The 20,000-nt window shown below is 51.1% G+C and carries 17 protein-coding genes; 4 read left to right on the forward strand and 13 right to left on the reverse strand.

What is annotated here, in order from left to right:
• Positions 1-97: 97 nt before the first annotated feature.
• The 8 genes from parC to QKW35_RS01450 form a co-directional block, all read right to left on the reverse strand.
• Positions 98-2,353, reverse strand: coding sequence for a DNA topoisomerase IV subunit A (gene parC / locus QKW35_RS01415; protein WP_282350299.1), 2,256 nt, complete (start codon positions 2,351-2,353; stop codon positions 98-100).
• Positions 2,354-2,415: 62 nt separating this feature from the next.
• On the reverse strand, positions 2,416-2,901 hold the full coding sequence (locus tag QKW35_RS01420) for a prepilin-type N-terminal cleavage/methylation domain-containing protein (RefSeq protein WP_282350300.1): 486 nt from the start codon (positions 2,899-2,901) through the stop codon (positions 2,416-2,418).
• A 4-nt stretch (positions 2,902-2,905) separates the two neighbouring features.
• Complete coding sequence (gene parE, locus QKW35_RS01425) at positions 2,906-4,798, reverse strand: DNA topoisomerase IV subunit B (protein WP_282350301.1); 1,893 nt, start codon at positions 4,796-4,798, stop codon at positions 2,906-2,908.
• 40 nt (positions 4,799-4,838) lie between these two features.
• Positions 4,839-5,459, reverse strand: coding sequence for a YqiA/YcfP family alpha/beta fold hydrolase (locus tag QKW35_RS01430; RefSeq protein ID WP_282350303.1), 621 nt, complete (start codon positions 5,457-5,459; stop codon positions 4,839-4,841).
• 108 nt (positions 5,460-5,567) lie between these two features.
• On the reverse strand, positions 5,568-6,323 hold the full coding sequence (locus QKW35_RS01435) for a metallophosphoesterase (RefSeq protein ID WP_282350304.1): 756 nt from the start codon (positions 6,321-6,323) through the stop codon (positions 5,568-5,570).
• 17 nt (positions 6,324-6,340) lie between these two features.
• Entirely contained in the window at positions 6,341-6,781 is a 441-nt protein-coding gene (locus tag QKW35_RS01440; protein WP_282350306.1) for a DUF1249 domain-containing protein, read from the reverse strand.
• Positions 6,782-6,929: 148 nt separating this feature from the next.
• The gene (locus tag QKW35_RS01445) at positions 6,930-7,403 is read right to left on the reverse strand and encodes a chemotaxis protein CheX (RefSeq protein WP_282350308.1); all 474 of its coding nucleotides are present in this window, start codon (positions 7,401-7,403) and stop codon (positions 6,930-6,932) included.
• 131 nt (positions 7,404-7,534) lie between these two features.
• A complete protein-coding gene (locus QKW35_RS01450; protein WP_282350310.1) occupies positions 7,535-8,137 on the reverse strand; it encodes an NUDIX domain-containing protein in 603 nt (200 codons plus the stop codon).
• 165 nt (positions 8,138-8,302) lie between these two features.
• On the opposite strand from QKW35_RS01450, the gene QKW35_RS01455 reads away from it, so the two are divergent.
• Positions 8,303-10,021, forward strand: a complete 1,719-nt coding sequence (locus QKW35_RS01455) for a SulP family inorganic anion transporter (protein ID WP_282350311.1) — start codon at positions 8,303-8,305, stop codon at positions 10,019-10,021.
• On the opposite strand, the gene QKW35_RS01460 is transcribed toward QKW35_RS01455, so the two are convergent.
• Genes QKW35_RS01460 through QKW35_RS01480 form a run of 5 tightly spaced genes read right to left on the reverse strand, consistent with a single transcriptional unit; the run spans position 10,013 to position 14,869 of the window.
• Complete coding sequence (locus QKW35_RS01460; RefSeq protein ID WP_282350313.1) at positions 10,013-10,459, reverse strand: nucleotidyl cyclase domain-containing protein; 447 nt, start codon at positions 10,457-10,459, stop codon at positions 10,013-10,015. The genes QKW35_RS01455 and QKW35_RS01460 overlap by 9 nt on opposite strands.
• A 17-nt stretch (positions 10,460-10,476) precedes the next feature.
• A complete protein-coding gene (locus tag QKW35_RS01465; RefSeq protein ID WP_282350314.1) occupies positions 10,477-12,432 on the reverse strand; it encodes a polysaccharide biosynthesis protein in 1,956 nt (651 codons plus the stop codon).
• 30 nt (positions 12,433-12,462) lie between these two features.
• Positions 12,463-13,638 (reverse strand): DegT/DnrJ/EryC1/StrS family aminotransferase, encoded by a 1,176-nt coding sequence (locus tag QKW35_RS01470; RefSeq protein ID WP_282350315.1) that lies wholly within the window; start codon positions 13,636-13,638, stop codon positions 12,463-12,465.
• A 20-nt stretch (positions 13,639-13,658) separates the two neighbouring features.
• A complete protein-coding gene (locus QKW35_RS01475) occupies positions 13,659-14,267 on the reverse strand; it encodes an acetyltransferase (RefSeq protein WP_282350316.1) in 609 nt (202 codons plus the stop codon).
• The gene (locus QKW35_RS01480) at positions 14,264-14,869 is read right to left on the reverse strand and encodes a sugar transferase (RefSeq protein ID WP_282350317.1); all 606 of its coding nucleotides are present in this window, start codon (positions 14,867-14,869) and stop codon (positions 14,264-14,266) included. The genes QKW35_RS01475 and QKW35_RS01480 overlap by 4 nt, the downstream gene beginning before the upstream one ends.
• 401 nt (positions 14,870-15,270) lie before the next feature.
• Between QKW35_RS01480 and QKW35_RS01485 the strand changes: the two genes are divergently transcribed.
• From QKW35_RS01485 to QKW35_RS01495, 3 genes are read left to right on the forward strand one after another with little or no spacing between them, the layout of a single operon-like run.
• Entirely contained in the window at positions 15,271-16,206 is a 936-nt protein-coding gene (locus QKW35_RS01485) for a Gfo/Idh/MocA family oxidoreductase (protein WP_282350318.1), read from the forward strand.
• 26 nt (positions 16,207-16,232) lie between these two features.
• Positions 16,233-17,966: a glycosyltransferase family protein gene (locus QKW35_RS01490; protein ID WP_282350319.1), complete on the forward strand. Its 1,734-nt coding sequence runs from the start codon at positions 16,233-16,235 to the stop codon at positions 17,964-17,966.
• Positions 17,967-17,988: 22 nt separating this feature from the next.
• Positions 17,989-19,959: an acyltransferase family protein gene (locus QKW35_RS01495; protein ID WP_282350321.1), complete on the forward strand. Its 1,971-nt coding sequence runs from the start codon at positions 17,989-17,991 to the stop codon at positions 19,957-19,959.
• Positions 19,960-20,000: the final 41 nt, after the last annotated feature.

The raw sequence follows: 20,000 nt of genomic DNA on the forward strand, positions 1-20,000 counted from the left end.
TGCGGTTCAAATAATCCAGCCTAGACCAAAACGGGCAGGTTTCAACCTGCCCGTTTTTACAATGCGGCGAACGCCTTTTCTAAACCGCCTGCCCGGCTTATTCAGCGCGGATCACTTCCAATCGATCAACCCGCTGGTAACCACGCGGCAGCTTATTACCCCGTCGTCCACGCTCACCGCGGTAGTGCTCAAGATCACTGCCCTTCAGCTTATGATGCTGGCGCCCGGAATGCACCACCAGCATGTCGTCTGGGCTGAAAGCGGTCAGCGCTACCAGAATCTCCTCACGGGCAGCAGCACGTGCAGAAGGAATGTTGATAATCTTGTTCCCCTTGCCACGTGCCAGTTCAGGCAACTCTGCAACCGGGAAGATCAGCATCCGTCCTTCATTCGTCACTGCTGCCAGCAACAGATCGGCGGTGTTCTCCAGCTGTTGCGGCGTCACCACTTTTGCCCCTTTCGGCAACGTAAGCACCGCTTTTCCGTTCTTGGTCTTGGAGGTCAGGTCCGCCAGCTTGGCGACAAAGCCGTATCCCGCATCACTGGCCAGCAACACCCGATCCGAATCCTTACCCGCCACAGCCGCATCGATGGTAGCGCCTTTTGGCAGCGTAATTTTACCGGTTACCGGCTCACCTTGGCCCCTTGCCGATGGCAGGGTATGGGTGTCCAGGGTGTAGCTGCGCCCGGTGGAATCCAGCAGCAACGTGGGCTGGTTAGTGCGCCCCTTGCAGGCCAGTTTGAAGCCGTCACCTGACTTGTAGTTCAGGCCCACGGCATCCACTTCGTGGCCCTTGGCAGCACGAATCCAGCCCTGTTTGGAAATGACCACAGTCACCGGGTCAGAAGAAAGCAGGTCTTTCTCGCTGAAGGCCTGCGCTTCGTCACGCTCAACAATCGGAGAACGACGCTCATCACCGTATTCTTCGACTGCTTCGGTGATCTCTTCTTTGATCAGCTTGCGCATCAGGCTGTCGGAACCGAGGATCGCCTCCAGCTGCTTGCGCTCTTCTTCCAGTTCGTCCTGCTCACCGCGAATTTTGAACTCTTCCAGCTTCGCCAAGTGGCGCAGCTTCAGATCCAGAATAGCGTTGGCCTGAATATCGGTCAGACCGAAGCGGTTCATCAGCTCCTGCTTCGGATCATCCTCATTACGGATGATCGCGATTACCTCGTCAATATTGAGGTAGGCCACCATCAAACCTTCGAGGATGTGCAGGCGATCCAGCACTTTCTGCAAACGGTGCTGCAGACGGCGGGTCACGATCTGGGTACGCCAGCCCAGCCACTCGCCCAGGATCATACGCAGGTTCTTCACCTGCGGTTTACCGTCCACACCGATCATGTTCAGGTTCACCCGGTAGGTGCGCTCCAGATCAGTAGAGGCAAACAGGTGTGCCATCAGCTGCTCGATATCCACACGGTTGGACCGTGGCACGATCACCAGGCGGGTAGGGTTTTCGTGATCGGACTCATCGCGCAGGTCACTGACCATCGGCAGCTTTTTCTGCTGCATCTGCTGGGCAATCTGCTCCAGCACTTTCGCGCCGGATGTTTGGTATGGCAGCGCGGTGATCACAATTTCACCCTGCTCTTTTTCAAAGACGGCACGCATACGCACCGAACCACGCCCGGTGGAGTAGAGTTTACGCAACTCATGGCGCGGCGTGATGATCTCTGCCGCCGTTGGCATATCCGGCCCCGGCACGATCTGGCACAGGTCTTCCAGCGTGGCTTCCGGATTATCCAGCAGGTGGATACAGGCGTTGCCCACTTCACGCAGGTTATGTGGCGGGATATCCGTGGCCATCCCCACGGCGATACCGGTACCACCGTTCAGCAACACGTTCGGCAAGCGTGCCGGCAGCACGGCCGGTTCGTTCAGGGTGCCGTCAAAGTTTGGAATCCAATCTACGGTACCCTGCCCCACTTCACGCAGCAGGACCTGCGAATAGGACGCCAGACGCGATTCGGTATAACGCATTGCAGCAAAGGATTTAGGATCGTCCTGGGAGCCCCAGTTTCCCTGCCCGTCGACCAGCGGATAGCGGTAACTGAACGGCTGTGCCATCAGCACCATCGCCTCATAACAGGCAGAGTCACCGTGCGGGTGGAACTTACCCAGCACGTCACCCACGGTACGGGCCGATTTTTTGAACTTGGCCGTGGCGCTCAAGCCCAGTTCGGACATGGCATACACTATGCGGCGCTGTACCGGTTTCATACCGTCGCCGATATGCGGCAGGGCACGATCCAGGATCACGTACATGGAGTAATCCAGATACGCCTTCTCGGTAAAGTCTCGCAGCGCAATGCGCTCACCACCCTCGGTAAACGTGGTTTCTACGCTCATCAGGATTCCTTAATTGTTCTCTGCACGGGTGGCTACACCACCCATAAACTGTTCTTCCAGCCTCAGTTACAGCCGGTGGTGACCAATGTCACCTGATACGGGTTAGGCGATGCGGCATCGGCATCCGCCTCCTGGTACTGCACGTAACAACCGTTGTTGCTGTTGTCGTACCCAATCCGCACAAGGTTATTTGCGCTGGTGTCGACTGTCAGTCCGGAGGAGAGCTGCAGCTCCAGCAGATCCATAACATCGGCATGACCCACGACACTTACCTGCGCTTCGGGGTAGCCGTATTGCAGCTCCACGATCATTCCTTCGATCACCACATCGCTATCATTACGGGCTTGGTTCTGGACACTGTGCAACACGGCTTCCGCATGTACCAGGTTGGCGATGGAGTGCAACTTGCCCTCCAGATGCTCCAGTACCGCTTGCCGGGCGTTGCTGCTAATATCGAGAAAACGTGGCAGCGCCACCGCTGCCAACAGACCCAACAGTGCAATTACGATCACCAGCTCTACGATGGTAAAGCCGCGTACCGGTCGCATCACCTTACACCTCCGCGAGGTTTCCTTTGGTCTCAAGCCAGCTCTTACGATCACCGGAACGCTTCTTGGCCAGCAACATGTCCATGGTTTCATTGGTGCCGTCACCCGGCTCCACCATCAATTGCACCAAGCGGCGGGTGTCGGGCGCCATGGTGGTTTCACGCAACTGCAGCGGGTTCATTTCACCCAACCCCTTGAAGCGCTGGACACCGATCTTGGCATTCTTACGCTCGGCACGGATGCGGTCGATGATGCCGTCACGCTCGCCGTCATCCAGAGCGTAGTACACCTCTTTCGCCACATCGATGCGGTACAACGGTGGCATCGCCACATACACGTGCCCCGCCGCCACCAGTGGGCGGAAGTGGCGCACAAACAGCGCGCACAACAGGGTGGCGATGTGCATGCCGTCGGAATCCGCATCGGCGAGGATACAGATCTTGCCATAACGCAGACCATCCAGGTTATCGGAGCCCGGATCAACCCCAATCGCCACCGAGATATCGTGGATCTCCTGGGAACCCAAGGTATCAGAAGATTCCACTTCCCAAGTGTTGAGGATCTTACCGCGTAGCGGCAGAATCGCCTGGAACTCGCGCTCGCGCGCCTGCTTGGCAGAACCACCTGCGGAGTCACCCTCCACCAGGAAGAGTTCGGACTGGGTGGCATCAGCGCCGGAACAATCTGCCAGCTTACCCGGCAGAGCCGGCCCCTGGGTGACCTTCTTACGCACCACCTTCTTGTTGGAACGCTGGCGACGCTGGGCGTTGGAGATTACCATCTCCGCCAGCTTCTCGCCCTCTTCCACATGGCGGTTCAGCCACAGCGAGAAGGCATCCTTGATGGCACCGGTGATAAACGCCGCTACATGTCGGGAGGAGAGACGTTCCTTGGTCTGACCGGCAAACTGCGGATCGCGCATCTTTGCGGACAGCACATAAGCACATTTATCCCAGATATCATCGGCGGTCAGTTTGACCCCACGCGGCAACAGGTTACGGAACTCACAGAACTCACGCATCGCATCCAGCAGGCCGGAACGCATACCGTTTACGTGAGTACCACCTTGTGCGGTCGGGATCAGGTTGACGTAGCTTTCACAGGTCAGCTCGCCACCTTCCGGCAGCCACTGCACCGCCCACTCGACGGCATCCTCTTCGCCTTGCAACGCACCTGAGAACGGCTCCGCCGGCAGGGTTTCATAGACTTGGGTGGTGCCCTGCAGATAGGCTGTCAGACCATCTTCATAACACCACTCATCTTTCTCTTTTTCAGCGCCGGTCAGGTTGGTAAAGGTCACCTTGAGGCCCGGGCACAATACAGCCTTGGCGCGCAGCATATGCTTGAGACGGCTGACGCTGAACTTCGGCGAGTCAAAATACTTAGGGTCTGGCGAGAAGCGTACCGTGGTGCCGGTGTTACGCTTACCGCAGGTATCGATCACTTCAAGATCCGATACTTTTTCACCGTCGGCAAAACCGATGCGGTAAACCTGACCGTCACGCTTAACGGTCACCTCCAGTAGGCGAGACAGCGCGTTCACCACCGACACACCCACCCCGTGCAACCCCCCGGAGTAGTTGTAGTTGTCGTTGTTGAACTTGCCACCAGCGTGCAGTTTGCAGAGAATCAGCTCTACACCACTCACCCCCTGCTCCGGGTGAATATCCACCGGCATACCGCGACCATCATCAGAACAAGAGATGGACTGGTCTTTATGCAGAACAACATCAATCTGCTTGGCATGACCGGCCAAAGCCTCGTCCACAGAGTTATCAATGACTTCCTGGGCCAGGTGGTTCGGACGATCGGTTTCGGTATACATACCGGGACGGCGCCTTACCGGCTCCAGTCCGCTGAGGACTTCAATCGCATCAGCTGTATATTGTTTCGTCATCTATAAGATCCTTAGCGACGTGACGACTGTTCGGGCCTGTTTAGGAGGCCTCTAATGGTTCTGCAGGCGGTAACTCAACACGCCCTTGGCTAAAGGCCAGTATTGCGGGAATCAGATCCTGGAAGCGGTCAAAACCATGACTTCCGCCTGGCTGCACAAACTGTGGCGAACCGGCAAACTTGTCCACCGCTTCACGATAGTCCAGTGTTTCGTCGTCCGTTTGTGTCAGCAACAGGTAACGGGATGGATTGCGAATCTGCTCACAGTTGATCTCCAGCAACTGCCGCAAGTGATCCCGGGTCAGTACATAGTGCTCGTGGGTATAGAGGTTTTCGTTCTCTCCCAGCCAATCTTCCAGCAACGCATAGGGCCGTACGGCTGGGTTTACCAACACCACGCGAACGTGGCTGTATTTTTCCGCCAGCCAAGTGCTGTAGTACCCCCCCAGGGAACTGCCGATCAATGTAACCGGGCGATCTGGCACCGCTTCGATCAGTGTTTCCAGCTGCTTGATCGCTTGTGCCGGCCAGTGAGAGAGTTCCGGTACTTCATAATCAACGTCAATCTGAGCCTCTCTCAGATACTGCCCCAACAACTGCGCCTTGATAGACGATGGCGAACTGTTAAAGCCGTGTACGTAGATAAACAGAGGTGTCTGCATGAATGCTCCTCAAACCTCGAACTCATATCTTATCGGCCTGAACTGAGAATAATGCAGTTTCAGGATTGAAGAGACGTTACCCGACCGCTGACGGCCGTGCAACCGGAGCTACAGCCGGACGACGTTTGCGTTGACCTGCCCACCGTCTGCCAAATGATAGACGGTATAAGCCGGCCCCGTTTTCTGCGGATCATCCTCCAGTACAACGCTATCACTGCACGCTTTGTATTGAGGGGCCACAGCAGGCGAGGAGCACAAGCGGACACCTTGTTCGGTGAGATCCCACGCCTGATGCACATGACCAAATAGCACACAGCGAACAGCCGGAGACGTGGAGATGCAGTGCCAGAACGCATCCGCATTACCGAGCGATATCGGGTCTTGCCAGCCACTGCCTAGATGAACCGGGTTGTGATGCAGCAGCACCATCAGGTGTTCATCCACTGAGTTCACCAGGGTTTCCTGCAGGAGCGCCAGCTCTGCCCGCGCCAGACTGCCCCCACCTACGCCGTCGGCATTGGCGGTGGAATCCAGCAACACCAGTCGCCAGCCTCCTAGATCAATGATTTTGCGGTTGAGCGCTGCTGTTCCGTATTGGCGCATCTGCTCTGGATCATCGTGATTGCCGGGCAACCAGACAGCGGGGAGTTTCAGGTCATCAAGCTGTTTTACCAGACGCTGATACGCCGTGGGCCCGCTGTGGTGAACCAAGTCGCCGGTCAGTACCAGTAGATCGGCATCATGATGATGCGTCTGTATATGCTCAAGAACGGTTTGCCAGCGCTGCTCGATCACAACACCCTGCATTTTTTGCGAGGGATCGGCCTGCAGATGCAGGTCTGTTACCTGAAGAACTTTCAGCATTAACAACCCGCCGTCACTCAACCGATGAACACGGGTTCCATCATATGCCCATGACTCAGGCAGTGACTCAGCCACTCACCGAGATATTCATTGATCTGGATCTTCTCGTCGGGCTGACGCATACGTTTGTTGGGATAGCTATATACACCCGACAACTGTTTACGCCGCGTGCAGACTACTTCCGCAGTGCTTGCGTCGTGGTACAGACGCACGACCAACTGGGTCGCACCAAGCCAGGGGGAATCGTGATCATGCTGTGGGGTCACTTTCAGGGTGGTGGTGTAGGTAAAACGTTCCTCAACCTCCAGGCGCAAGCTGGCCTGATGATCTGGCCAGGCCACCTGATAACAGCGCTCGTCGACGTTATCCAGGTCCGGCATCAGCTTCATCAGACGCATATAGTTGACTTCACACTGAGCCATCTGTTTGCGTAGATCAGGGATATATTTACGTTTCATCAGCTACCAGACGCGCAACTGGGTGCACGATTTATTGAATCAGCGTTATCTTAACGTAATTGCGTGCAGGGGAATACCGGCGACATCAAGTGGTCAAATTTCAATCATGTATCGCCAGTTTCGGGACCGACAGAACCATGGGTTCGCATCAGTTCACGTTGATAAAACTGATCTCAATGAAAAAATCACCGTAATCAGTCTCAAACGGCAGGATGATGGTCGGGCCGCTGGAGGAGTGTTCAATCTTGTGCTCCTTGCCACTCACCATCACTGGCACGGCCATATCAAAGTCAAAGCCTTTTTCCGCAAGCAATGCCTTAGCCCCACCTGTGGCCATGTTGGTCAACTCGCCCACCATATCGGTTACAGTCTCGTTGACCGTAGCAACCTCTTCACCCAACATCCGCTTGGTGATTGCATAAATAACCGGCTCGGAAAACGACACCGCAAACGAGCCCTTAAGCTGTTCTCCAGCCATACCGATAATGCCTGTTACCGCCCCGAGGGCAGTCGAGCTTTTTTTCACTGAGGGCTTCCCTGGTCGAGACTCAATCTGTGCCATCGTGGAGAGCACATTGGTCATCGAAGCGAGAAATGGATTAATAAATTCTGCCTTCATCATTGTCCGTTCACCATCGTTGGAGATCCTGCAAATACCCTCATCAAAACTCTCGACACCTATCGATCCAGTGCAAATCCCACGTAGCGTGGAAAGCATTTTCACCCATGCCTCACCGCTTTCGCATTCCAGCTTTATGTTAACCAGCGCTGATTCAGATTATCCCTATTCAACTGTAACCACTGCAGGGCAATAATTGATGGCGCGTTGTCGATTCGACCATCCGCGACCATCTCAAAAACCTGTTTGCATGGCAACACTTGAACACGAATATCCTCCCCTTCGGCTTCCAGCCCGTGAACCCCACCCATATCGGTGCTATCCACTCGTGCACAATAGAGCGATATCCACTCATTGGTCCCGCCGGGGCTGACCAGATACCGGGTAATTGGTACCAATTCGGTCAGGATTGCCCCCGCTTCCTCATCCGCTTCACGATGGGCAACTTCCTCACAGGTTTCCCCCTGCTCAACGATGCCAGCCACCAGCTCGAGCAGCCAGGGACTACGAGGATGCTCCAGTGCTCCCACACGAAACTGCTCAATCATCACCACAGACGCTTTGGCGGGATCATACAACAACACACACACGGCTTCTCCACGCACAAAGAGTTCGCGTGTTATCTCTGCACTCCCACCTGCAAATCGGGCATGGCTGAGATGCAATTTGTGCATCTGGAAAAAGCCGTCGTACACCACGTCACAGGAGTGTATCTCTACGTTGGAACGATCAAACATCTGGGACCACCCAAAGATTAAAACTGGAACCGCGACCTACTGAATTTTCCAAAAAATATAACACTGATCCTGTACTGCACCGAAGACCATTTATAATCTTTAAATATATGCTTATAATTTAGAAATATAAAACCCATCCCACTTTTATTGCAAAGGTTTGGCACGATGCACCCGCTGCTAACTACATTCCCTCTTGCACAGTGGCTGCAACATTATCAACGCAGCTCATTTATCAGCGATCTGCTGGCGGGCGTGATCGTGGCCATTATGCTGGTGCCACAGGGGATGGCGTACGCCTTCCTGGCTGGCCTGCCACCGCAATATGGTCTCTACGCAAGCATACTGCCGCTGATGGTTTATGCCCTACTGGGCAGCAGCCGTTCGCTTGCGGTTGGCCCCGTAGCCATCGTTTCGCTGATGGTGGGCTCCACCATAGGTCAGTTCGCCGATCAGGGAACCGACGCATACATTAATGCAGCAGTGAACCTGTCCCTTCTAGTTGGCATTGTTTTATTGCTATTACGCGCGCTGCGCCTAGGTTCGATCGTTAACTTTATAAGTCACTCCGTAACCGCAGGTTTTACCAGCGCTGCAGCCCTGATGATCGCTGTCAGCCAGATTAAGTATTTCAGCGGCCTGAATATTCCACGTGAACTGCACATTTGGGAGGTATTTGACTTACTGGCGAGCCAGATCCACGAAATCAACCCGGTTACACTGCTGGTTGGTTTAACTTCACTGCTCGTATTGTGGTTTACCAAAGACAAACTCTGTTGCTTACTGGAATCGATGGGGGTACCGGCCAGGGCTGCACAACCAATGAGCAAAGCGGGCCCGATGTTTGCCCTTATCACCGGCAGTTTGATGGTCTGGGGCTGGCAGCTGGATAGCAGTGCTGACGTATCCACTGTCGGCACAATCCCCACCGGGTTACCAAACCTGTTTGCAATCAGAATTGAATTTACCCTCTGGCAGGATCTCTTTGTGCCTGCACTGTTGATCTCCCTGATCGGTTTCCTAGAAAGTGTATCCGTTGGCACTGTGCTGGCCAGCAAGCGGCGAGAGCGGATTGATCCCAATAGGGAGCTTATCGCTCTGGGAGTCGCCAATCTGGGAGCGGCCATCTCGGGTACCTATCCGGTTGCCGGAGGCTTTGGCCGCTCGATGATCAACCACAGTGCCGGCGCCCAGACCACAATCGCGTCCCTGATCTCTGCACTCCTGGTACTCCTGAGCCTGCTATTTCTGACGCCCCTTTTCTACTACCTGCCCAAAGCGACGCTGGGCGCAGTGATTGTGATGGCAGTGATACCACTGATCGATTTCTCCTCTTTCCGACAATGCTGGCAATTTAACAAGGCCGACGCTTTGACACTGCTGGCCACCTTTGTATTGGTGTTAGCTCTGGGAGTCGAGCTGGGTATTCTCTCAGGCATCGGGATCTCCATTGCCCTGCTGCTTTACCGATCCAGCCAGCCACACATTGCAGTTGTGGGGCGTGTAGGTAACAGCGAACACTTCCGTAATATCGCTCGCCATGATGTAACCACCTACGCCGACACTCTCGCGCTACGCGTAGATGAGAGCCTGTATTTCGCCAACACGCGTTATGTAGAAGAGTTTGTACTTGCCCAGTGCGCCGAGCAAAAAAGCCTGCGGCACGTGGTGCTGATCTTTAACGCAGTGAACTTTATCGATGCCAGCGCGCTGGAAACATTAGAAAACCTGGTGCTTAAATTGCGTGATGAGCAGATCACCCTGCATCTGGCGGAGGTTAAAGGTCCGGTAATGGATCAATTGCTCAATACATCTTTTATCGAACACCTGGGCGATGGGCAGGTATTCTTCACCACCGATCAGGCAATGCGCGCGCTTTCAGGCTAACAGCACGCGATGGTCAGCTAAGCGGATCGATACGGTCGTCCCGTCCGCGACGGCGGGAGATAAACAGCCTACTGTACGGCAACGCTTTGGCTTCTTTTTTGCTTGGGTCGCCAGCTCCGCCACCTCATTGTGCGAGTCACAACGGCTGGCATCCGGATGAACAACACCAATGGCCAACCCCAGAAGCGGATAGAAAGTCGGACTGCCGTTGCGGTCCAACGCTTCGATCCCTTCACATTGCAGATCCTGCGATGAGTAAAATGCCCGAACCTGGGCATCAAATTCACAAATGATCCGCTCGCAACACTCCCGCCAATCCGCACTACGGAAGATCACCACAAAATCATCCCCGCCGATGTGGCCAACAAAGTTATTTTTGCCCTGTGCGTGATGATTAAGTAACTCGCCCTGCAACAGGGGGGAAGTGTTAACCTTCATAAGCAACACTATTTTAATTAGTGCAAAGCACCAGACTTTTCTACAGAAACTGACTGCTTAGACAAAAGATCCACAACCGGAGATGAAGGGTTAAATCCTTTTATAGCTTTTTGTAAAATATTCCTTGCGAGCTCACAGTCAAAATCAGCTTCCGCGACAGCTAAGTCGTTGAATATTTTATCAATCTCGCTGCGCGATAGCATTTCCTCACAGGCCCTCATAATCTTGGGGTGTTCAGTCCCAATGACATCCTCACCGATAAGAAGCTCTTCATATAACTTCTCACCTGGACGTAACCCCGAAAACTGAATCTCAATATCACCTTGCGGGTGGGCTTCTGACTTTACTTCCAGCCCCATTAGGTGAATCATTCTGCGAGCAAGCTCCTCTATCTTGACAGGCTCCCCCATATCCAAAACGAATACGTCTCCACCTTTCGCCATTGAGCCAGCTTGAATCACCAACGAAGCAGCCTCAGGAATTGTCATAAAAAACCTAGTAATTTCTGGATGGGTAACAGTTACCGGCCCTTTACTTTCAATTTGCTTGCGAAATAATGGCACCACCGACCCGGAAGAACCCAATACATTCCCGAACCTTACCATTGAGAACGTTGTTTTAGACTTACGTGTCGCGAGTTCCTGCAAAACAAGCTCTGCCAGCCGCTTAGTCGCCCCCATTACATTAGTCGGCCGGACAGCTTTATCAGTGGAAATCAAGATAAATCGCTCAATACCTTGCTCTAATGCTGCTTCAGCAAGGACCTTGGTTCCTAAGGAGTTATTACGAATTCCTTCGAATATATTGTGTTCGACCAAAGGAACATGCTTGTAAGCTGCTGCATGGTATACAGTATCTACATCAAAATGCCGCAGTGTTTCCACCACCCTGAACTTGTCAGTAACCGAGCCTATTACCGGGAATAGAGGTACCGATAGTCGATCTGATACTACTATCTGGGAAATTTCTCTTTCAATGCTATACAGAGCAAACTCACTCTGTTCATACAGCACCACTGCAGCTGGTTTATTAACAACCACCTGCCGGACAATCTCCGCTCCAATAGACCCTCCTGCCCCCGAAATCATTACCACCTTGCCCGTAACACTTGACTGAATAAGGCTCTCCTTTGGCGGAACAGGATCGCGACCTAACAGGTCTTCCAAAGGCACTTCTCTAAGACTATCTAGCTCCTCACCCGATACTATCTCCGGTAACGATGGCACAGTTTTAACATGCACAGAATAATCCGAGAGACTATGAAGTACTTTCTGCCTAACGGAGCGATCTACTGAAGGCAGTGCTAGTAATACATGCGTAATTTCTAGTGTTTCAATAAGAGCCCCTAATTCCTTGGGATTATATACCGTTAGTCCCGCTACTGTTTCTCCCCACAAAGCCTTGTCATCATCCAGAAATCCAACTGCTGAAAGCTCGCCTCCGCTAGCCAGTGCAAGGGCCAGCTGTGCTCCAGCCCCCCCTGCACCGTAAATGAGCACCGGTTCCTTATCAAAATAACGCCGTATTGCCCATTGATAATACTGACGAATAAGCAAGCGTGTTCCTCCAATGAGCACAAATGCCGATAATGCGAAGTTAACAGGTACAGAACGCGGAAACTTGGGAATTTGAGCGACAAAAGCTGATGCCCATAGAACAAGGGCCAGTAAAGCAACTCCCTGCAGGATGGACCATATCGCGTTTGTGCTCATATAGCGCACCACGACACGATATAATCCTGTTTGAGTAAACACGAGCACACCGATTGGAGGCAGAACCAAGAACAACCACCAAGCCTGCTCAATGTAGCCAGTTGGCCAGAAATCAGCTAAGCGCAGGACGTACGCCAACCATAGTGCAACAGCAATAGTAACTGTATCCAAGCCCCTCATGACAAGACGCTTTTGCACCCTATCAAGTAAAACCATTCGCACATGCCATGGCTGCTGAGCTGAATTAAATTGTTCCTTCAAGGTAATCGTCTCTCGGTGATTATCGAACTGTCAGATAGAAGCCTTATCCATAATTTGCTGTAAGACCTGACACGTATTTTCGATCTCATGCATATGCAGCGTCGGATGCACCAAAAACATTAGACTTGTATCGCCCAGTTCCTTTGCTATTGGCAAGCGTTCCTCAGGACGCCAACCAGTATTATCAAACGCCTTTTCTAAATAAACTTCGGAACATGATCCTGAAAAACAAGGGATACCGAGACTCGTTATCTCCGCAATTATACGATCTCGGTCCCATCCTTCCGCCAGTTCTAAAGGTTCCACAAACACATAACATTTATAACCTGCATGCTTTATGTACGACGGCAGCTCCGGAACCCTTAGTCCACGACAATTCCTCGCACTAGTCCAGATAGCTTCGGAATATCGCCTTCTTAGGTCAGTCCACTGACACATCCTTCGAAGTTGAATCCGGCCGATAGCGGCTTGCACCTCTGTCATTCTCCAGTTCGTGCCAAACGAATCATGCAGCCAACGAAAACCAGGGGGATGCTCCTTGCCATATACCGAATCCCATGATTTACCATGATCTTTGTACGACCATGCTTTCTTCCAAAGGGACTCGTCATTTGTGGTAACCATTCCACCTTCACCACCGGTCGTCATAATCTTATCCTGGCAAAACGACCACGCAGCGATATCTCCCAAGCTCCCCACTGGGCTGCCTTTGTACTCAGCACCATGCGCCTGCGCACAATCTTCAATTAGCCAAAGCGAATGCTCTTCAGCTAAGTCACGAAAGCCATCCATGTCACATGGCCAGCCGGCAAGGTGAACACAAATAATCGCTTTGGTTTTTTCAGTTATTAACGGCTCTACACTCTCAGGTGTAATATTTTGGCTTTCGCGATCTACATCAGCAAATACCGGGATTGCACCAACCGACACGATAGAGGATGCTGAAGCTAAAAAGGTTCTTGAAGTGACAATCACTTCATCACCAGCAGCAATACCAACAGCGACTAGAGCCAAATCTAATGCAACTGTGCCGTTAGCAACGGCAATAGCGTGCTTAGTATCGCTCCACGCCGCAAATTCCTTCTCAAAAGCCCTTCCTTCTCCACCAGTCCAGTAATTAACTTTATTGGAGAGCAAAACAGATCTTGCGGCATTTGCTTCTTCTTCTGTAAAACTTGGCCACGAACTAAAACCGGTGTTCAACATATTAAATCTCTGTTCAAATCTCACTTAGCAGGTACGCCATAAACCGTATTTGATGAAGCTACATCACTCAATACAACCGCACCTGCCCCAACGACAACATCACTGCCAATCGTCACCAATTCTTTAACACTACTTCCGATGCCAATCCAACTACCTCGACCGATATTAACGCCACCTGCAACGTTTGCCCCAGGGGAGATATGAACGCCATCCGCCACATTACAGTCATGATCAATCGTGGCGCCAGAATTGACAATGGACGCAGTCCCAATTGTCGTAAAAGCGTTCACAACGGCACCTGCCATGACAACTGTCCCTACATTAATATCGGCGTAAGGACTAACATTTGAGCCTGGGTGAATAATAGATACAAGCCGCCCACCTGCTTCTGAGATCTGCCGAGATTTACTGATTCGGATCTCATTTTTCCCAATACCGACAATTACTCCATCAAACTCCAGTAACCGTTTGATTAGGTCATCCGTACTCCCTAAAACCTTCCAGCTTCCCACACCCTCTCCAGCGTGCTTACCATCATCAAAGAAAAAGACATCCCATCCTAATAGTTGAGCAGCATCGGCGACCACTTTACCGTGGCCGCTTGCGCCTAGAATAGCCAAACGCTTCATTTATCGTTTCCCTCAAAACGCACTGAGGTAGCATGCCCTTTGGAATTCACATCCTGTCGCTTTAGCACTTTCTTAACGGTTAGCCACAAGATCTTCAGGTCAAGGCAGAACGACTGATTCTTTACATACCAGATATCAAATTCGAACTTTTCTTGCCAGCTAAGATTATTCCGCCCATTAACCTGTGCCCACCCTGTGATGCCAGGTTTTACGTTATGCCTAGTCATTTGTCTGTCATTGTACAACGGCAAATAATCCATCAATAGTGGCCGCGGACCAACCAAACTCATATCACCCCTGATTACATTCCATAGCTGTGGAATTTCATCCAAACTGGTACTGCGTAGCACCCTGCCAAATCGGGTCATCCGTTCCGCATCCGACTGATGTACTAACCCGTCAGAAGACGCATCCTTCATCGTTTTGAACTTATATATTTTGAATGGTTTGCCATGGATTCCAGGCCTAATCTGAGTGAAAAAGATAGGTTTCCCCATGAAACAAAACACAAACAATGCCACCATTACAGCAACAGGCAATAGCAGTACAGCAGCTGAGATAGCAACAATGAGATCAAAGACTCTCTTCAAAAAACTGTTCAAGATATGCACCACAAGAGAGGAAAGAAGAGCTCACGAGAGCACTGAAAGTAGCGTTTCGGCTAAAAATTAGTAGCATTGTAACGATCCAACATCCCTATGCAAATCGCGAATTATTCAAAACAAACCATGCCTTTCTCAACAGGGAGATAACGCATAGAACACCTTGCTTCAACGTAAGACAAGATGAGAATCACAGCTTCGCATCAGGCTTCACCCATCTTTATCAAATGCCACTTATGCCCTCAACACCACACATACAACCTGTTAAGATAGTTCGCGAACTCAACGGGTAATGACAAACGTGTGGATAACCCTTGCCTAGCAGGAGTACTATCCAATATTTTCGCCCTACGCTCGAATCTAAGTCTCAATCAACACCGAAAAACGCATGAGGAGCGCGCATGATTTGGCTTATTGGTGCTGGCCCTATGGCAGCAGATTACTCTCAGGTCCTAAAAGCGCTTGAACAGGAAAGTACAGTCATCGGACGCTCCAGGGAGAGTGCAGCCCGTTTTACTGAAAAAACGGGTATGCCGGTTGCTACCGGAGGGCTGACCGAGTTTTTGTCAACGACCCCTCAACTGCCTGACGCAGCGATTGTGGCGACTAGCGTAGAGCAACTTGCCGATGCCACGACACAGTTACTTAACTACGGTGTAAAAAAAATCCTTGTTGAAAAACCTGGCGGCTTAGATAAAGCCTCAATTTCGGCCGTCGCAGAACTTGCTGAAACTAAAGGCTCAAAGGTACTGATCGCTTATAACCGACGTTTCTTTTCTTCGCTGAGGGCTGCAAAAGCCATGATTGAAGCTGATGGCGGTGTAACCTCATTTAATTTTGAAATTACTGAGTGGGCACATGTCATCGAAAAACTCGACAAAGACAAACAAACTCTGCAAACCTGGTTCCTTGCCAACACCACCCATGTCATTGATGCTGCATTTTATCTGGGCGGTACCCCAACAGATATTAGCGTCTACAACGATGGCTCGTTAAGCTGGCACCCCGCCGCCGCCCGCTTTGCCGGCGCCGGGATTACTGACCGCAACGCATTGTTTTCCTACTCCGGAAACTGGGAAGCCCCAGGACGCTGGGCGATGGAAGTGCTGACCGCCAAACACCGCTTCATCTTCAGACCATTTGAGCAGCTGCATGTACAAGAGATCGGCTCCGTTGCGATCAATCGAGCTAAGGTTAATGACAAGCTGGACCAGGAGTTCAAGCCGGGTCTGTATTTACAGTGTAAAAGCTTCATTGATGGTAACTTCCAGGATATGTGTCTGATTGACGAGCAACTCAAGCATGCGGCCATCTACGAAAAAATGGCCGGCTACTAATCCATAGACTGCTCCAAAAATCTATTATGGCCATTCGCATTTTTCTCAAGGTAGTTTTAGCTTTAACCAGGCGGGCATGGCGCTGGACGGAGGGCCTGTTTAATGCCGAGGAAAGAGTACTTTATCAATACGAAACCCTATTGAGGCGAAGTGCGCCACAGGAGCTGTTGAAGCAGCATAACCAGTCCCCTCTGCAGTTTCGTAGCAGTAGCAAAAAGCAGCGCTACCAAAACCTGTTGGCGGGTGCCTATGAAAACGTCGGCAATTACCAAGCTGCTCTTGAGGTACTGTTAGAAACCCAGAGCCCTGATAGTGCCAACCTGAGGTCGTGGGAGCACCTCCTGGCACTTGAAGCCAAAGCGGACACAACCGCTGTTTATGATCTATTCAGGGAACATAAAGATAGGCTACCCGCTTTATCCAGGCATTATTTGCAGTGCGTATACAGCGGCATTCACAAAGAAGTTTTGCCGGACTGGACAGCAGCACTGGCGGTTTCTCAGAGAAAGTACAATGCCACCTATATAAACAGCCTTATAAATGCTGCGTTTATAAGAGATGAGGCTTGGGTTCTGCATGAAGTTGAGGCCCAGCTGTTAAGGGAGCTCACGCCTCTCAACAAACCCTTGAGGTTACGCTCATTTCGCCAGTTATCAGCGGTTTACTACAAATCCGGCGATCTACAACGCTCTATCGCCCTTGGTAAGGCACTAGATTACAAGGACATATCCCTAAAGCTAAATATCAGTTTAGGGAGTAGAGACCCCGTTCCTGCGCTAAACATCAGATCCGAGCTGTTAGCATCCTCTTTTCTAAGGGCTTATAAGCAAAAGAGCAGGCGAGATGGGGTAAAAACCCTGTTTCCCGAGAAGGACCTGTGCGGCGATGTATTCCTGCCCTTCTTTTACCGAGCCGAGTATGAAAAGCACGGCACCTTTCGTGCCATCTGTGATGAACGTATGTTGTCTATCCACCAGCGCTCCTTTCCATACCTGAGTTTTATACCCAAGACATCGGCAAGAAAGCGGGCATTACAACCGGATATGTTCAAGAACATATCACCAAGGTTGGCTAACTTTATCGACAGACCCACGCGAGATGCGCTGAAAGATTCCGCTTTTTTTAGAATCGATTCAACGGAACACTTTGACTCAATCTACTGTCAGGAGAACCGCCACAGCGGCTGGCTGATCCCATGTCCCGAGCGTGTAAACTACTGGCAAAGTTACATCGATAATTTAGACACGAAATATGTCATAGGTTTTTGTAGCGGTTCCACCGTCAGCACGCCAAACAGGGATATCCACATGGTTCCCCTAGAGTACTGGGCGGCTATTTTCAACTTAAGTGATACCACATTTATCAATCTTAATGCGGCATTTTCCGAAGAGCAGTGCCAGCATCTATCTGATACGTACTCTGCTAAGGTCATCACTCCAGCGTTTGACCTCTATAATGATTTCGAAAACTTACTGGCGTTAATGAGTTGTCTCGATTATGCGATCGTACCATCAAATAACATGATGGATATGGCAGCATCTGTCGGCACAGATACCATTGTCTTATCCCCCACCGGCATCATGTCTGGCTGGATCCCTCCAGGTGAGGACAAATACGTTTTCTCTAAACATGTTTATTTTATTACTCGCGAGAACAGCGATCAGACTAAGCCGGGAATGGTGACAAAAGCGGTAGAGAGAATAGAGCGCAAGCTTACCCCACCAAACGAAGTGGGGGATACCACTTCAAACACATACTGAATCCGTTGCAATCACGAACTCTATGACCCTTAGAAACCCAACCTATCGAAGCGATATAGAAGGCCTTCGCGGCATCGCGGTGATATCCGTGTTGTTATTTCATGCTGGCTTCGACTTTGCTAGCGGCGGCTATATTGGCGTCGATGTGTTCTTTGTACTCAGCGGTTTTTTGGTGGCGGAGTCTATCCAAAACAGCATCCAAGCCAACCGCTTCAGCGTCACCCAGTTTTATAAGAAGCGTTTTTTTCGAATTTTTCCTGCCGCACTTACCGTAGCGGCCCTCTGCCTACTGATTGGATTGAATATTCTCTTCCCTGAAGAGCTAAAAGAACTTTCAGCAAGCGCACTTAGCTTCCTCTTATTATCTGCCAATAGCTGGGCCTCAGCATCGATCAACTACTTCGGAATAGGGGTCGAGTATAAGCCGTTGATACACTACTGGAGCTTGTCGATTGAGCTTCAGTTCTACCTAATTTCCCCGTTGATTATAGGGTTACTTCTAAAACACAAGCGTGAGAAGCACCTGATTGTCCTGTGCATCTTGGTAATGGCGATATCCTTTGTTTACGCCACCTTACAGGTAGAGGAAAACCCAAACAAAAGTTACTTTTCAAGTATCATGAGGGCCTGGCAGTTTTTACTCGGCATTTCCCTGAGCCTTACCCTTCCCCTTATCAATGCAGCAAGAGTTGGTAACCAAGTACAGAGCATTCTATCCAGCACAGGTATTTTGGCTCTCATCTTATCTGTTTATATATTCGACAACCGATCTAACTTCCCCGGCGCGGCGGCGCTTCTCCCCTGCCTGGGCACCCTGCTTATACTTGCCTTCTACAGCCCTGGGAGTTTTGCTGGTCGCACCCTTTCTTCATCTTGGTTACGCTTATTCGGTCTTATTTCGTTCAGCCTATATCTGGTTCACCAACCACTATTTGCTTACTATAGAACCGTTCTTGGACGCCCCCTCAACGACAGCGAAACGTTACTCACTCTTGCTGTATCGATCGTCGCCGCCGGTATACTTTACATGCTTGTGGAAAAGCCTTTCCAGATCAGATCAAGCACACCTACCCATAAAAAGAGACTGTATGGCGTTTATACGTTAACTACGCTCTGTTTAGCGCTGGGAATTTCATACGCAGGAAACCAAGAGAACCTACCTCAATTCACTTTAAGCCAGGAGGTCAACCGGTACCTTAAGTATCGTTATGAAAATAATCCCCGGTTGCGCGAGTGCAGAATAAGCAACCGTGAAATTGATCCGCATAACGCATGTATCTACGGCCCATCCCATTTACCCAAAGCGGCCTTATGGGGTGATAGCCATGCGGATCAGCTCGCCTTCCCACTATCCGCTGCATTCGCATCCCATGGCTACTCACTCATTGAGTTTGCAATTGCCGGATGCCCACCCATTTTAGATACTAAGTCCCCCAGCGGTAAGCGAATGTGTTCGGAGAATGTTCGGATCATCCTCGACCATATAGCACACAATAAAGAGATAGAGCATGTGGTCCTACATGCCTACTGGACAGGTTATATCGACAACCACCTGATCTATCCCAATAAACGGAACCCTCTGATAGATGATCAAGAGACCTTAAACAGCTCTTTTGAAAGGGTGATCCGAGTGCTGCTGAATGCGGGTAAAAAAGTCCACCTAATCTATCCGGTGCCGCAGATGGAGGTGAATCCTCCTTTGTATATGGCCCGCAGAGCGCTGACCGGCTTAGGAACACAGGAGCCGAACATTGGAATCACACAACAAGATTTTGAAAGTCAGTCGTTATCAGCGCACCGCTTTCTGGACAACGCGGCAACGAACTTAGAGGTCAACGCAGTGCATATTGCAGACTTCTTGTTCGATAGCAAAACCTCCACTTATAGCGCTACAGAAGGCCCTGCAGTCCTCTATCGAGACGACAACCACCTATCGATTACTGGCGCTACGAAAGTAGCCAAACCGCTAGCAAGCAAGATTTTCTCCGAATGAAACCTGCACCGCAGCCTGTAGAACCAAGCAGCGATAATTCA

It is taken from the genome of Pontibacterium granulatum, assembly GCF_029961155.1.
GTDB classification, from domain to species: domain Bacteria; phylum Pseudomonadota; class Gammaproteobacteria; order Pseudomonadales; family Balneatricaceae; genus Pontibacterium; species Pontibacterium granulatum.

Coding starts and splice junctions, on each gene's coding strand:
- parC (WP_282350299.1), bottom strand. CDS start 2,353: ATGAGCGTAGAAACCACGTTTACCGAGGGTGGTGAGCGCATTGCGCTG.
- QKW35_RS01420 (WP_282350300.1), bottom strand. CDS start 2,901: ATGCGACCGGTACGCGGCTTTACCATCGTAGAGCTGGTGATCGTAATT.
- parE (WP_282350301.1), bottom strand. CDS start 4,798: ATGACGAAACAATATACAGCTGATGCGATTGAAGTCCTCAGCGGACTG.
- QKW35_RS01430 (WP_282350303.1), bottom strand. CDS start 5,459: ATGCAGACACCTCTGTTTATCTACGTACACGGCTTTAACAGTTCGCCA.
- QKW35_RS01435 (WP_282350304.1), bottom strand. CDS start 6,323: ATGCTGAAAGTTCTTCAGGTAACAGACCTGCATCTGCAGGCCGATCCC.
- QKW35_RS01440 (WP_282350306.1), bottom strand. CDS start 6,781: ATGAAACGTAAATATATCCCTGATCTACGCAAACAGATGGCTCAGTGT.
- QKW35_RS01445 (WP_282350308.1), bottom strand. CDS start 7,403: ATGATGAAGGCAGAATTTATTAATCCATTTCTCGCTTCGATGACCAAT.
- QKW35_RS01450 (WP_282350310.1), bottom strand. CDS start 8,137: ATGTTTGATCGTTCCAACGTAGAGATACACTCCTGTGACGTGGTGTAC.
- QKW35_RS01455 (WP_282350311.1), top strand. CDS start 8,303: ATGCACCCGCTGCTAACTACATTCCCTCTTGCACAGTGGCTGCAACAT.
- QKW35_RS01460 (WP_282350313.1), bottom strand. CDS start 10,459: ATGAAGGTTAACACTTCCCCCCTGTTGCAGGGCGAGTTACTTAATCAT.
- QKW35_RS01470 (WP_282350315.1), bottom strand. CDS start 13,638: ATGTTGAACACCGGTTTTAGTTCGTGGCCAAGTTTTACAGAAGAAGAA.
- QKW35_RS01475 (WP_282350316.1), bottom strand. CDS start 14,267: ATGAAGCGTTTGGCTATTCTAGGCGCAAGCGGCCACGGTAAAGTGGTC.
- QKW35_RS01485 (WP_282350318.1), top strand. CDS start 15,271: ATGATTTGGCTTATTGGTGCTGGCCCTATGGCAGCAGATTACTCTCAG.
- QKW35_RS01490 (WP_282350319.1), top strand. CDS start 16,233: ATGGCCATTCGCATTTTTCTCAAGGTAGTTTTAGCTTTAACCAGGCGG.
- QKW35_RS01495 (WP_282350321.1), top strand. CDS start 17,989: ATGACCCTTAGAAACCCAACCTATCGAAGCGATATAGAAGGCCTTCGC.